The organism is Bacillus sp. SIMBA_074 (assembly GCF_046534555.1).
Lineage (GTDB): Bacteria > Bacillota > Bacilli > Bacillales > Bacillaceae_G > Bacillus_A > Bacillus_A mycoides.
This window is the reverse complement of record NZ_JAWRYM010000036.1, coordinates 41,253-54,610: the sequence shown is the minus strand read 5'-3', so window position 1 is coordinate 54,610 and position 13,358 is coordinate 41,253. Positions and strand designations below refer to the sequence as shown.

14 protein-coding genes are annotated in these 13,358 nt (G+C 36.4%); 8 read left to right on the top strand and 6 right to left on the bottom strand.

Annotation, left to right across the window (positions count from 1 at the left end; translation table 11 throughout):
• Window positions 1-109: 109 nt before the first annotated feature.
• From SB773_RS26040 to SB773_RS26025, 4 genes are all read right to left on the bottom strand, one after another.
• A complete protein-coding gene (locus tag SB773_RS26040) occupies window positions 110-1,345 on the bottom strand; it encodes an NAD(P)/FAD-dependent oxidoreductase (protein WP_131247508.1) in 1,236 nt (411 codons plus the stop codon).
• Window positions 1,342-1,674: a (2Fe-2S)-binding protein gene (locus SB773_RS26035; RefSeq protein WP_215576385.1), complete on the bottom strand. Its 333-nt coding sequence runs from the start codon at window positions 1,672-1,674 to the stop codon at window positions 1,342-1,344. The genes SB773_RS26040 and SB773_RS26035 overlap by 4 nt, the downstream gene beginning before the upstream one ends.
• Window positions 1,667-1,942 (bottom strand): (2Fe-2S)-binding protein, encoded by a 276-nt coding sequence (locus SB773_RS26030; RefSeq protein ID WP_131247506.1) that lies wholly within the window; start codon window positions 1,940-1,942, stop codon window positions 1,667-1,669. The genes SB773_RS26035 and SB773_RS26030 overlap by 8 nt, the downstream gene beginning before the upstream one ends.
• Before the next feature lie 73 nt (window positions 1,943-2,015).
• On the bottom strand, window positions 2,016-3,677 hold the full coding sequence (locus SB773_RS26025) for a sigma-54 interaction domain-containing protein (RefSeq protein WP_410592981.1): 1,662 nt from the start codon (window positions 3,675-3,677) through the stop codon (window positions 2,016-2,018).
• Between the two features lie 184 nt (window positions 3,678-3,861).
• On the opposite strand from SB773_RS26025, the gene SB773_RS26020 reads away from it, so the two are divergent.
• The 7 genes from SB773_RS26020 (at window position 3,862) to SB773_RS25990 (ending at window position 11,545) form a co-directional block, all read left to right on the top strand.
• Entirely contained in the window at window positions 3,862-5,037 is a 1,176-nt protein-coding gene (locus SB773_RS26020; RefSeq protein WP_131247504.1) for an NAD(P)/FAD-dependent oxidoreductase, read from the top strand.
• Window positions 5,034-6,071, top strand: a complete 1,038-nt coding sequence (locus tag SB773_RS26015) for a proline racemase family protein (protein WP_113734873.1) — start codon at window positions 5,034-5,036, stop codon at window positions 6,069-6,071. Before SB773_RS26020 ends, SB773_RS26015 begins: the two co-directional genes overlap by 4 nt.
• A complete protein-coding gene (locus SB773_RS26010) occupies window positions 6,068-7,009 on the top strand; it encodes a proline racemase family protein (protein WP_410592978.1) in 942 nt (313 codons plus the stop codon). Before SB773_RS26015 ends, SB773_RS26010 begins: the two co-directional genes overlap by 4 nt.
• Before the next feature lie 22 nt (window positions 7,010-7,031).
• The gene (gene dapA / locus SB773_RS26005) at window positions 7,032-7,928 is read left to right on the top strand and encodes a 4-hydroxy-tetrahydrodipicolinate synthase (RefSeq protein ID WP_060751365.1); all 897 of its coding nucleotides are present in this window, start codon (window positions 7,032-7,034) and stop codon (window positions 7,926-7,928) included.
• A gap of 18 nt (window positions 7,929-7,946) precedes the next feature.
• Window positions 7,947-9,431 carry an aldehyde dehydrogenase family protein gene (locus tag SB773_RS26000; protein ID WP_410592975.1) on the top strand — a complete coding sequence of 495 codons (1,485 nt, stop codon included), beginning with the start codon at window positions 7,947-7,949 and terminating at the stop codon, window positions 9,429-9,431.
• A gap of 132 nt (window positions 9,432-9,563) precedes the next feature.
• Entirely contained in the window at window positions 9,564-11,054 is a 1,491-nt protein-coding gene (locus tag SB773_RS25995) for an alanine/glycine:cation symporter family protein (RefSeq protein ID WP_410592973.1), read from the top strand.
• A gap of 125 nt (window positions 11,055-11,179) precedes the next feature.
• Window positions 11,180-11,545: a carboxymuconolactone decarboxylase family protein gene (locus SB773_RS25990; RefSeq protein ID WP_002085063.1), complete on the top strand. Its 366-nt coding sequence runs from the start codon at window positions 11,180-11,182 to the stop codon at window positions 11,543-11,545.
• Between the two features lie 54 nt (window positions 11,546-11,599).
• On the opposite strand, the gene SB773_RS25985 is transcribed toward SB773_RS25990, so the two are convergent.
• Together SB773_RS25985 and SB773_RS25980 are read right to left on the bottom strand one after the other, a co-directional pair.
• The gene (locus SB773_RS25985) at window positions 11,600-11,872 is read right to left on the bottom strand and encodes a P-loop NTPase family protein (protein ID WP_002012986.1); all 273 of its coding nucleotides are present in this window, start codon (window positions 11,870-11,872) and stop codon (window positions 11,600-11,602) included.
• A gap of 91 nt (window positions 11,873-11,963) precedes the next feature.
• Complete coding sequence (locus tag SB773_RS25980; protein ID WP_060751367.1) at window positions 11,964-12,599, bottom strand: HD domain-containing protein; 636 nt, start codon at window positions 12,597-12,599, stop codon at window positions 11,964-11,966.
• 105 nt (window positions 12,600-12,704) lie between these two features.
• Between SB773_RS25980 and SB773_RS25975 the strand changes: the two genes are divergently transcribed.
• Window positions 12,705-13,208, top strand: a complete 504-nt coding sequence (locus SB773_RS25975; protein ID WP_215576381.1) for a GNAT family N-acetyltransferase — start codon at window positions 12,705-12,707, stop codon at window positions 13,206-13,208.
• The last annotated feature ends 150 nt before the right edge of the window (window positions 13,209-13,358 follow it).

The following is a 13,358-nucleotide window of genomic DNA, read 5'->3' as shown; positions in this document are numbered from 1 at the left end:
CCTGTTGGATACAGAAATCATCTCCTTGATGTTGCCTAACTTTTTTCAAAATGTCCTTTACAAAGGGTACAGATTAATGAATCCACCGCCTTTTTTATATGCTAGTATTTCACGCTTTCATTTGTTGATTTTCTTCAAATGATTGAAAATCACGCCAAATCTCATTCATCTTTTGTCTACCAACACCAACCATCGGATTAAACTGAATCGCAGCTTTCTGACGTACAGTGTGAACATTTTGAATTGCTTGTTGTAAATGTTTTTCAACCGAATTAGATGTTTTATTAGCTTGTTTTACGATTGAATATCCAGCGACAGTACCTTGCGCCATCGCGATTTTCCCGCTTTCAATTCCGGTAATATTTCCAGCAACAAATAAACCTGGAAGAGGGGTATCCATTTCTTCTGAATGAAGCGGGACATGCCCACCAAGTTCAGGGATGTAATGGAACGGACAACCTGCTACAGCGGCAAGCTCAGCAAGTGGATATAAACCTCCGGCTATACAAACGAAGTCAGCCTCATATATCATTTCTGATCCATTAATAATATTTCCTTTAGAATCAATGTTAGCAACACGTACACCTTCAACTTGATCTGTACCGATAATTTCAAGTGCAGCTTTTCGGAGATGAAGTGGTGTTCCATTTATTTTCATTCCGCTATTTGGATAGAAGGTTAATCCAGCTTTTCGAATCCAATCATATTTCATAAAACGGCTACCGATACGCAGAAAAACAGAAGGAGCGAGGTGAGCTGCGTTTAAAAGGGAGTTCAAAACTTCTTCTGGTTCACCAGCTTTTTGGCTTAACTCACTTTTTTCAGGAAGTACAATATGTTCTACTTTAATTCCAGCTAATTGTAATTCATTTAAAATGGCGAAAGACAAAATGTTAGCGCCAATTATGATTCCTTTTTTCCCAACTTGAACGCGGTGAACATTTGTCATAACTTGAGCTGCTCCAATTGACATAACTCCTGGAAGTGTCCATCCAGGAAGGGGAATGGAATACTCAGCAGCCCCAGTAGCAATTAGTACGAACGGTGCTTCTAGCGTACCGATATTTGTATGCACGAACCAAGACCTCTCATCTTCATCTAAGTTATATACGGAAACACCGCACCGAATATCGACTGAAAGGGATTTTGCTTCTTCATGAAGGCGCTTTGATTCTTCTATTCCGTTCCACCATTCCCCAGTAGGCTCTTGATGCAACTGTCCTAACAATCTCCCGCCCGGCTTCATAAATTCATCAATAACAAGTACGTTAAGTCCAAAACGTGCACAAGAGATGGAAGCTGATAATCCTGCTGGTCCTGCACCAATAATAATTACATCGATCATCGCTTTTTCACCATCTCTCTCACGATATTTGGATGCTGTTTTCCGCTTTCAACAACCATATCGTTTTCAACTACAGTTAAGCAAGCTCGTACATTCGTTTGATTGTTTACAGTCACACGGCATTCAGAACAATGTCCGATATTACAATAAATACCTCGCGGAGTTCCGCTATCTTCATGCACTCTTAACGTTCTTATTCCGTTTGCAAGTAAAGCGGCCGCTATCGTTTCATGTTCATATGCTTCGTATTGTTGACCGTTAAATTGAAAAGTGATGTGCTGATTATTATTTAAACTACCTAAAATAGGGTGATTTGTAATTCTACTCATGATTTTCACCTACCGCTCCAAAAGTAACTGCACGCACGGGTGGCTGATATTTTAATGGAATTTCATTGGGAGTTATGTCAGGGTTTGTACTTTCAATCATTCGATCTATCATCATTCTACATGTGCGACCACCACAAAATCCCATGCCAGCACGTGTTCTTAGTTTTAATTCTCTTGCCGAGCATTTATATTCAGCAATTGTCGATTGAAGTTGTCCGTATGTAACTTCTTCACAACGACAAACAATTAAGTTCTCTTTATTCGTCATATGTATTCCTCCTCTAGTTCGGTTTACATAAATTATTATGCAAAAACTATGCCAATATAGAGGAGGAGAGGGATTATTGTAACCCCAGTCTTTTTAAACGGTTATATAAAGTGGCCCTTGTTACGCCAAGGTGTTTCGCACATTCTAATTTATTACCATCTAAAATGCGTAAAGCTCTTTCAATTACCTTTTTCTCGTGCTCATCCATTTCTTCTTGTAAAGAAAGAATCGTATTATTGTTGCTGAGTAATAGGGATTGAGCTGTATGATTGTCTAAAGTTTCATTTGTATGAAATGGTAAATATTCTTGTTTAATAATGCCGTCTGTCGCAAATACGACGAGTCTTTCAACTACGTTTCGGAGCTCGCGAATATTACCAGGCCAATTGTAATGAAGTAGTTCATGCATAATATTTGAAGGTAAGTCTCGAATAGGCCTGTTATAGTTTATTGAAAAATCGTTTAAAAAGTAGTACGTCAATTCGATAATATCCTCTCGTCTTTCGCGCAGCGGTGGAATAAGCAAGCTAACTACATTTAAGCGATAGTATAAATCTTCTCGGAAAGTTCCTTTTCTCATTTCTTCTTGTAAATCACGGTTTGTAGCAGCGATAATGCGGAAATCAATATTGATTTCTTTTTCTCCACCAACTCGGTAATACTTTCGTTCTTGCAGTACACGTAAAAGCTTCACTTGCATATCGAGCGGCATTTCGCCTATTTCATCGAGGAATAAAGTACCGCCTTGTGCAAGTTCTATTTTACCTTTCTTACCTTTACTATTTGCACCAGAAAACGCCCCGCGCTCGTAACCAAATAATTCACTTTCAAATAACGCTTCAGGAATTGCACCGCAGTTAATTGAAATAAAAGGGGCATTCGCTGTCTCACTTGCTTCATGAATTGCTTTCGCAAACACTTCTTTTCCAACTCCGCTTTCTCCGAGTATTAAAACCGTGGATTTCACTGAACAAACCTTTCTAGCTAATTGAATCGTTCTTTGTATAACAGGGCTTTTTCCATTCATCGCAAGGAAAGGATCGGATGTATCTTTATATTTTGCTACTTCTTGTTCTAAACGGTGCATTTCATGCGACATATTAAATAGTTTTTCATTTAATACGACTTGATTTGTAACATCCGTTTCTGAAACGACTGCTCCAATAATTTTATCGTTGCAATAAACTGGGTTTGAATTAATTAATACGAACAAATCTGGACGTGGCTGATGGAACTGAGCAATTATGCTTTTTCCGTCATGTAATGATTGCAGAATTTCTAAATCTTTATAATCAAAAAAACGGGTGATGGGTTGTCCGATAATTTCATTATGGTTCACTGAAAAAATCTTTTCCGCGCCATCTGTCCACGTACGAACGCATTCTTTCTCATCAATGACGGTAACAGAAGAATCAGTCGTTTGAATAACAGTGTTATAAAAAGCTAGTAGTTCATTGTAATACTTATAAAGAAATGGAATCATTTGCTGAGCAGTTATACAGCATAAAGGCTCTTGATTTTCTTTAATGATGACAACGGCTAGTTCATGAGAAAATGCGTCGATTAAAGTAGTGAAAGAGTCATCTTCATATATAACTGCGCACCTCCATTCCTCAGTAGGTGAATGGAGGTAATAAAATTTTTCACCTACCTGTTTCATGCGCTTAACGATACTTGTACAATCAATTGATAAAATTTTTATAAACTCTTTTATTGTTGGAAATGAAAATGTCATAGTGTCCTCCTGGTATGTATAAAAATTTAGACAGTGATAAAGAAATAATACACCTATTTACGATAAATTTAAAATATTTTTACAAATAAAAATTATTTCATATAAATAGTTCTGTATGTAGAGTTGGCACACCAATTGCATAAATAAAAAGTGAGAGATTTAGGAGAAAGGAGGAGTGCTATATATGAGGCACTGTGACGTTTTAATAATAGGCGGTGGAATTATAGGATGTTCTATCGCTTATTACACTTCAAAATACGGAAGAGACGTAACAATCATTGAAAAAGGGGAATTTGTCAGTGGGACGTCTTCACGGTGTGACGGGAACATTTTGGCGATTGATAAAGACCCAGGGTTTGATAGTCAAATGTCGTTAGTAAGTCAAAAATTAGTAACAGAATTAAGTGAAGAGTTGGAGCATTCATTTGAATATAGGGCACCAGGAAGCATTCTCGTTTGCGAATCAGACGAAGAGATGGAAGCAGCACAGCAATGGGTGAATCGTCAAAAAGCAGTGGGTTTACCGTTTCGAATGCTAGATAGGCAAGATATAAGAGAAGAATCACCATTTTTTGCAGATGATTTATTAGGTGGTTTAGAATGCGCAACTGATTCGACTGTAAATCCATATCTTCTTGCTTTTTCACTTCTTGCAGAGTCGAAAAAATTTGGTACAAAAGCTTTTAATCATACAGAAGTTAAAGAAATGAAAAGAGATATAGACGGCTCCTTTATTGTAGAAACGACAAATGGAACGTTTACTGCGAAGCAAGTTGTGAACGCAGCCGGTGTGTGGGCTCCTAAAATCGGACAGATGTTAGATGTGAATATTCCAATCGAACCGAGAAAAGGGCATATTATTGTAGCTTCAAGGCAACAGCACGTAGGTTCTCGTAAAGTAATGGAATTTGGTTATTTAATTTCTAAGTTTGGTGGAAAACGAAAAGTGGATGCTTTAACTGAAAAGTACGGGGTGGCACTTGTATTTGAACCGACAGAAAGCCAAAATTTTTTAATTGGTAGTAGTAGAGAGTTTGTAGGCTTTCATACGAGGATAAATAACGAGGTTATTAAATGTATTGCGAACAGAGCGATTCGTTTTTATCCGAAAATGGCAGATATGATGGTGATTCGCTCATATGCTGGATTACGCCCGTGGACAGAAGATCATTTGCCGATCATTTCACGAGTGGAACATATTCCGAATTATTTTATTGCAGCAGGACATGAAGGTGATGGAATTAGTCTTGCAGCAGTAACTGGGAAAGTAATTGAAGAGTTATTAAATGACAAAGAAACAATCATTCCTATTGAACAACTTCGTTTGAGTCGTTTTACAGAAAGGGTGTTAAACGGATGAGGTCACAAAGAGTCTTTACGACGATTGATACACATACGGGCGGGAATCCAACGAGGACATTAATTAGCGGACTTCCTAAGTTAATTGGAGAGACGATGGCAGAGAAGATGTTACATATGAAAAAGGAGTATGACTGGATTCGTAAATTGTTAATGAATGAGCCACGTGGTCATGATGTAATGTCAGGGGCACTATTAACAGATCCGTGTCATCCTGAAGCTGATATAGGTGTTATATACATAGAGACGGGTGGATATTTGCCGATGTGTGGCCACGATACAATTGGTGTATGTACAGCTTTAGTTGAATCAGGTTTAATTCCAGTAGTTGAACCGATTACTTCCTTAAAGCTAGATACGCCAGCTGGCTTAGTTGAAGTAGATATTTCTGTTCAAGATGGGAAAGCGAAAGAAGTCTCTTTCTGTAACATACCAGCTTTTTTACTGAAAAATATTTCTGTACACGTCGAAGAAGTTGGAACTGTAGAGGCTGATATTGCGTATGGAGGTAATTTTTATGCCATTATCGATGCGAAGGCAGTTGGTCTAGAGCTAGTGCCAGAAAATGCTTCTACAATCATTGATAAGGCGATTCATATTAGAAATACAATTAATGAGAAATTTGAAATCATTCATCCAGAGTATTCGTTTATTAGAGGATTAACACATATTGAATTTTACACAGATCCTACTCATGAAAGTGCGCATGTGAAAAATACAGTTGTTGTTCCACCAGGGGGAATTGATCGATCTCCATGTGGTACAGGAACATCAGCGAAGTTAGCTGTATTATACGCTCATAAAAAAATTGACATCGATGAAGAATTTGTTCATGAGAGTATTGTGGGTTCTCTATTTAAAGGGTGTGTCATGAATACAACATATGTCGAAAATATTGAAGCTGTAGTAACGAAAATTACGGGATCAGCTTGGCTTATGGGCATGCATAGATTTTTTTACAATGAAAAGGATCCACTTAAAGAAGGCTTTTTGCTAATTCCGCCGATGGAACATGAAACGGAGGATGTAAAATGAACATTCAAAAAATGTACACAGCAGTAGACGTACACGTAGCTGGCGAAGCATTTCGTGTAATTAAAGACCTACCATGCAAATACTACTACAGTTTGGAGCAATTAAATGAACAATTTTCAGGCGATTTAGCAGAAGAAATGAAACTCTTATTAAATGAACCACGTGGTTTTATCGGCTTAAATGGATGTATTGTCGTTCCTTCTATTCATAATGAAGTGGATGCAGCTGTATTATTTTTTAATCATGAAGGATCCATTCCTCTTCATTATGGAGGTATTGTCGCGGTAATAACGATGTTACTAGAAAGTGGATATTTAAAAAAGAGAGAGTCTAATCAATACAAAATTGAAACGCTATCTGGAATATTTTCAGTCCATGCCTATGTAGAGGATGATGAAGTTATATCTGTCTCGTTTGAAAGCAAACTATGCTATATGATTGAGGAAAATTTAAAGGTTGGTAATATAAGTTACGCTCTCATACAAGCAGATAAAGTATATGCAGTTGTAGACAAGGATACGTATTCGCCAGAAATCTGTATTGAAAACATCTCTGAACTAAAAAAATGGGGTGAAGCTACACTTCAAGCTATACAAAAACAGTCACTTATAAAAAGACTTATTTTAGTAGATTCTACGCAAAAAGAAAAGAACCATATAAAGTCGATTACATTTCATGAAGATAACTTTATAGTACGTTCGCCAGGTTTTGTTTCTACTATTGTGTCCTATGTTCATGCTTTATTTAAAAATGATTATATAACGGATAAACCTTTTAAAAACGAAAGTATATTTAAGAGTTTTATAACAGTAGAAAAAGTGAAGAAAGAAGAACTAGGATACATTTTTCGATTTGAAAGTAGAGGGTTTATTACAGGAATGCAGACGTTTCTATTAGACCCTACAGATCCGTTTCAAACAGGTTTCTTATTAAAATAAAATGTTAAAGGGAGAGATAAAGATGCAAAAAATTAAAGGGGCATTTCCAGTATTAATAACACCGATGGATGAATTTCAAGAGATTGATTGGAAAGGTGTAAAACAAAACGTAAACTACTTTATTGAGCAAAAAGTAGCTGGAATTATTATTAATGGAAGTACGGGAGAATTTGTTAGTTTATCAAAGGAAGAACGATTTAACATGGTAGAAACAGTATTAAAAGAAGTTGATGGCCGTATTCCAGTCATTGTTGGAACTGCTGCGGAGACGACGAAAGAAACGATTGAATATACGAAACATGCAGAAGCGCACGGAGCAGATTGTGCATTAATAATAAACTCGTATTATTGTAAACCGAAAGAAGAGGAAATCTATTTTCATTTTAAAGAAATCTCAAACGCTGTAAATATACCAATTATGCTATACAATAATCCATTTACTTCTGGTGTTGATATGAGTACAGAGCTAATGCTCCGTATTGGAAAAGAATGTGAAAATATTACACATATTAAAGAATCTAGCGGAGATATTCGAAAAGCGAGAGATTTAGTAAGACAAGGCGAAGGTGCTTTCCAAGTCTTCTGCGGATCTGAAGATTTAGTTATGGAATCTTATTTAGTTGGTGCAACAGGATGGGTTTCAGTAGCAGGAAATATCGTCCCAGGACTTGTTACGAAAATGTATGAGCATTTTCAAAATGGTGAATTAGAAAAAGCGTGGGAAATGAATGATGCTATTTTACCTCTTTGCGAGTTTCTTGAAGGATCAGGGAAATATGTACAAATTGTTAAACGCTCAATGGAATTACATGGGCAAGTCGGAGGACCTTCACGTTATCCGAGATTAGGATTAACGATAGAAGAAGATCAAAAGCTTCAAACTATTTTACTAGAAATTGCAGCTCATGCAGCTGTTTAAATAAGGAGGAGAGCATATATGTTAACGACAAATATTGAGCTGAAACCAAAAGTGAAAGCGTTTTTAAATGAAGAAATTAAAATGTTTATTAATGGTGAATTTGTTCCTTCTATTAGTGGGAAGACGTTTGAAACTTACAATCCGGCGACAGAAGATGTTCTAGCCGTCGTATGTGAAGCGCAAGAAGAAGACATTGATGCCGCAGTAAAAGCTGCAAGACTTGCTTTTGAAACAGGCCCTTGGGCGGAAATGACTACTGCTGAAAGAGCACATCTTATTTATAAACTAGCGGACTTAATTGAAGAGCATAGAGAAGAATTAGCACAGCTAGAAGCTTTAGATAATGGAAAACCATATCAAGTAGCAATTGATGATGATATTGCAGCGACTGTAGAAAATTACCGCTATTACGCGGGATGGGCTACAAAAATTATCGGGCAAACAATTCCAATTTCAAAAGATTATTTAAATTACACACGCCATGAACCTGTTGGCGTTGTAGGTCAAATTATTCCGTGGAATTTTCCACTCGTTATGTCTTCTTGGAAAATGGGAGCCGCTCTTGCGACAGGTTGTACGATTGTATTAAAACCAGCAGAGCAAACACCGTTATCTTTATTATATACAGCGAAGCTTTTTAAAGAAGCAGGTTTTCCAAACGGTGTCGTAAACTTTGTACCAGGTTTCGGCCCTGAAGCAGGATCGGCAATTGTAAACCATCATGATGTAGATAAAGTAGCTTTCACAGGTTCAACAGTTACAGGGAAATATATTATGCGTCAATCTGCAGAAACAATTAAACATGTAACATTAGAACTTGGTGGTAAGTCACCAAACATCATTTTAGAAGACGCTGACTTAGAAGAAGCGATTAACGGTGCGTTCCAAGGAATTATGTATAATCATGGTCAAAATTGTAGCGCAGGATCTCGAGTTTTCGTTCATCGGAAACATTATGAAACAGTCGTAAATGAACTTGTGAAAATGGCAAATAACGTGAAGCTAGGGGCAGGTATGGAGGCGGAAACCGAAATGGGACCGCTCGTATCTAAAAAACAACAAGAGCGTGTGCTAAATTACATTGAACAAGGAAAAGCTGAAGGTGCTACTGTTGCAGCTGGTGGTAAACGTGCATTTGAAAAAGGTTATTTTGTACAGCCAACAGTATTCACAAATGTTACAGACGATATGACAATCGTTAAGGAAGAAATTTTCGGACCAGTTGTCGTTGTACTCCCGTTCGATTCGACAGAAGAAGTAATTGAAAGAGCAAATCGCTCGTCTTACGGGCTTGCTGCGGGCGTATGGACACAAAATATTAAAACCGGACATCAAGTTGCCAATAAATTAAAGGCAGGAACAGTGTGGATTAATGATTATAACTTAGAGAATGCTGCTGCACCATTTGGTGGATATAAGCAATCTGGTATCGGACGTGAATTAGGTTCATACGCCCTTGATAACTATACAGAAGTGAAAAGTGTTTGGGTAAATATAAAGTAATAGAGAGTCTAACTATTAATAAATAGAGGGATGAAATAATGAGAGATGCGGACAACTGGAAGGTTTAATAATAGTTGTCCGTTTTCTTATATATAAAATTGCTTTTTCAAAAGAATGATAAGGGGGATTTGGATGGAGCAGTTAGTAGAATGGTTAGTAGGGCAAGTTTGGAGTATTGGCTTAGTTGTTTTCGCATTAGGAGCAGGAGTGTATTTCACAATTGCAACTCGTTTTTTACAAATTCGCTATTTTAAGGAGATGATTAAACTATTATTTGAAGGGAAGAGTTCGGAGACTGGGATATCATCCTTTCAAGCATTTTGTTTGGCGTTATCAGGTAGGGTTGGAATTGGTAATATCGCAGGAGTAGCGACAGCTATCGCTTTCGGCGGACCTGGAGCTGTATTTTGGATGTGGGTAATGGCTCTTTTAGGAGCAGCTAGTGCATTTGTTGAATCAACATTAGCACAAGTATATAAAAGTAAAGTAGGCAATGAATACCGTGGTGGTACGCCATATTTCATTGAGAAAGGCTTGGAAATGAAATGGTTTGCGGTCATTGTAGCGGTCGTTGTAACACTATCATATGGCGTTTTATTACCAGGTATTCAATCGAGTAGTATCGCAGTTGGATTTGAAAATTCTAATGGTATTAGCAAATATATAACTGGTATATTGTTAGTCGTATTATTAGCAGCTATCATTTTTGGTGGCGTAAAGAGAATTGCGGGCGTTTCTCAAATGCTAGTTCCATTTATGGCAATTGGTTATGTAATTGTTACATGTATCGTATTAATTGCGAATGTAACGGAAATTCCAAGTATGTTTGCTTTAATTTTCTCAAGTGCTTTTGGTGTAAATGAAATGTTTGGCGGCATCGTCGGCGCAGCTATTGCATGGGGAGTAAAGCGTGCTGTATTTTCAAACGTCGCTGGTGTTGGGGAAGCGACATATAGCTCCGCTGCTGCTGAAGTATCACATCCTGCAAAACAAGGGCTAGTTCAAGCGTTTTCTGTATATATTGATACCATTGTAGTATGTACAGCGACAGCTCTTATGATATTAATAACAGGTATGTATAATGTAATACCTGAAGGGAAAAGCGCTATTGTAAAGAATATAGGGAATGTAGATGCAGGTCCAATCTATACACAACAAGCAGTTGAAACTGTTATGACAGGATTTGGTCCAATATTTATTTCAATCGCAATCTTCTTCTTTGCATTTACAACTTTACTCGCGTACTACTATATCGCTGAAACGACACTCACTTATTTAGATCGTGACCTCAAATATAGCTGGTTAAAACCAGTTTTGAAAATTGGGTTTTTAATTATGGTTTACATCGGTAGCGTAGAATCAGCGTCGCTATTATGGAACCTTGGAGATTTAGGAATCGGTAGTATGGCATGGTTAAACTTAATCGCGATTCTATTATTAAGTAAAACGGCATTAAAAGTGTTAAAAGACTATGAAACGCAGAAAAAAGAAGGGAAAGATCCAGTGTTTGATCCTAAAAATGTGGGAATTGAAGGTTTAACATTTTGGGAAGAAAGAAGTAAAGAGGTTGAAAGGAAAAATTCTAAAGAAAAAGTGTCAGTAGATAATGGGCTGAAACTGTAGAGGTGCAAATTTAAAAGTGAAATAAACTGAAAATTCGTTCTATTTTTCAAAGTAAATATTTGTATATGTCCTTCATTTTATCTCATACTAAAGTAAGTGTGAATAAAATGAATGGAGGATATACGATGGAAAATCAACAATATGGCTCTATAAATGATGTATTACTTGATTATAAAGAAGGTATAGGGAATTTTACGCAACAAATCCCTGAAATTGCAGAAACATATAACGCTTTTACACAAGCATGTTTTCAGGAGGGTACATTAACTAAAAGAGAAAAGCAGCTCATTGCATTAGGGATTAGTTTAGCAACACAAGACGAATATTGTACGATTTATCATACGAAGGGCTGTATTGACCAAGGATGTTCTGATAAAGAAATTTTAGAAGCTTGTGGTGTTTCAGCCGCGTTTGCTGGGGGAGCTGCAATGAGTCAGGCAGTAACCTTAGTACAAGAATGTCTGGTGGAATTGAAACATCAAAGTCATTAAACAAGAAAAAGCCCTCCTTAAAATATTCTTTTAAGGGGGACTTTCTAGTTTAGTCTAATTTTTTTGAAAGAGTTTCAATTGTTTCATATAGTCGATAGCTTTTGTTTTATTACTCTGTTTAGAAACATAGTGTGCCTCGTTTAAATCTCTATAAAAACTATTAAATATTTCTTCAGAAAGTATGCCGTCAGAGATAGCTTTTTTTACTGCACAGTGTGGTTCATTTGTATGCGAACAATTAGAAAATTTACATTTCCGAGATATACCCGCAATATCTTCATATCCAAAATCAAAGTTACCTTTATGTTCTATCAAGTCAAATCCCATTTTACTAATAATTATTCCCTCCGATTTTGAAAGAGTTTTTTAGAATCATACATACAAATTCTATCGTTTTTAAGTTGTGTTTATTTTAATATTATATATTTTTATAAATCGATGTCTCTATATTAGGGAGAAGTGTGTATATGCTCTTACCAATTAAAGATTCTAATTCTTTCTTAATTGCATAGAATCCCTTCCAATGTAAAGAAGTATGAGAGGTTGTGCCATGACGTAAACCAACTGAAATCAATCTTTTTTCAAGAGTAGTAAAGCCTTCCGCATCAGCAAGTGCGTCACAAAGGGTAATCACCTTATTGTATAAGTCGTAGTCACTGTTTTCATTCAATATTTCAATTAATCGGCTTTCCATATAATCAGGAACAATGCTCCACTCTGCCGCGATATCTAAATGCTCATTTTTGCAAGGAAATGAATGCGTCACACATATAATGGCGTTTCCTGTATACCCTAAATCATTCATATACATATAACCATCATAGGAATGAATAACAGATTTAGTAAAACCTTTATATCTTCCTATGTCATGCAGGAGGGCAGCGTTGTATGCTATATCAGCATCTAGGTCGTACCCATTATTAATAAGTTCAACAACTATCTTTTCAGTTGCAAGGGCAACATTACATGAATGATCGAACCACGGACCTGGGTTTTGTTCATATGCCCACTGGAGTAATTCTCTTGCATATGTCCTATCTAATATATATTTCATATAGGTATCCTTTCTCTAAAAAATCATATATTTAATAATTTCATCTTAGAATTTCATTATTCCTTCTTTAAAAGTTGTTACAATGAAACAAAAGGGGGAAAAGGAATGCCAAGTATAGTAATAGAAGAAATTAAACGACTTGATGAAGACATTGAAGAGCTTTCTGAACTGTTGAAAACTGTAGTAAATGATGGGGCGTCAATTGGTTTTTTACCTCCACTGGAACAAAAAGAAGCAACAAATTATTGGCAAACTGTATTAGCACCAGAAGTGATATTGTATGTTGCTAAAATAAACAATGAAGTGGCAGGGAGTATTCAATTACATTTAGTTACAAAGCCTAATGGGATACATAGAGCTGAAATTTGCAAGTTAATGACTCATCCAAACTTTAGACGTAATGGTATTGGACGTTTACTCATGCAAAAAGCAGAGGAGCGAGCAAAACAAGAAAAACGGTCTCTTTTAGTACTAGATACGAGAGAAGGAGACCCTTCCAATAGATTGTATAAATCATTAGACTATCAAGAAGTTGGAAAAATACCTGAATATGCAATTTCTCCGAATGGTGAGTTAGATGCAACGGTAATTTATTATAAAATGATTTAGTTTTTTATTTGAAAAGAGGGATATTTTCAAACCACAAATTTGTTATTAGGTCTGAGTATTGATTTGTAAAAAGATTGATAAACCCCTGTATAATAGGGGTTTTCTTTTCATTCATTAACCTCATATTAAATGTTCAATTTGAGGGCCAAT

Excerpts from the sequence above, each read along its gene's own strand:
- SB773_RS26040 (WP_131247508.1), bottom strand. The coding sequence starts at position 1,345 with ATGATCGATGTAATTATTATTGGTGCAGGACCAGCAGGATTATCAGCT.
- SB773_RS26035 (WP_215576385.1), bottom strand. The coding sequence starts at position 1,674 with ATGAGTAGAATTACAAATCACCCTATTTTAGGTAGTTTAAATAATAAT.
- SB773_RS26030 (WP_131247506.1), bottom strand. The coding sequence starts at position 1,942 with ATGACGAATAAAGAGAACTTAATTGTTTGTCGTTGTGAAGAAGTTACA.
- SB773_RS26025 (WP_410592981.1), bottom strand. The coding sequence starts at position 3,677 with ATGACATTTTCATTTCCAACAATAAAAGAGTTTATAAAAATTTTATCA.
- SB773_RS26020 (WP_131247504.1), top strand. The coding sequence starts at position 3,862 with ATGAGGCACTGTGACGTTTTAATAATAGGCGGTGGAATTATAGGATGT.
- SB773_RS26015 (WP_113734873.1), top strand. The coding sequence starts at position 5,034 with ATGAGGTCACAAAGAGTCTTTACGACGATTGATACACATACGGGCGGG.
- SB773_RS26010 (WP_410592978.1), top strand. The coding sequence starts at position 6,068 with ATGAACATTCAAAAAATGTACACAGCAGTAGACGTACACGTAGCTGGC.
- dapA (WP_060751365.1), top strand. The coding sequence starts at position 7,032 with ATGCAAAAAATTAAAGGGGCATTTCCAGTATTAATAACACCGATGGAT.
- SB773_RS26000 (WP_410592975.1), top strand. The coding sequence starts at position 7,947 with ATGTTAACGACAAATATTGAGCTGAAACCAAAAGTGAAAGCGTTTTTA.
- SB773_RS25995 (WP_410592973.1), top strand. The coding sequence starts at position 9,564 with ATGGAGCAGTTAGTAGAATGGTTAGTAGGGCAAGTTTGGAGTATTGGC.
- SB773_RS25990 (WP_002085063.1), top strand. The coding sequence starts at position 11,180 with ATGGAAAATCAACAATATGGCTCTATAAATGATGTATTACTTGATTAT.
- SB773_RS25985 (WP_002012986.1), bottom strand. The coding sequence starts at position 11,872 with ATGGGATTTGACTTGATAGAACATAAAGGTAACTTTGATTTTGGATAT.
- SB773_RS25980 (WP_060751367.1), bottom strand. The coding sequence starts at position 12,599 with ATGAAATATATATTAGATAGGACATATGCAAGAGAATTACTCCAGTGG.
- SB773_RS25975 (WP_215576381.1), top strand. The coding sequence starts at position 12,705 with ATGCCAAGTATAGTAATAGAAGAAATTAAACGACTTGATGAAGACATT.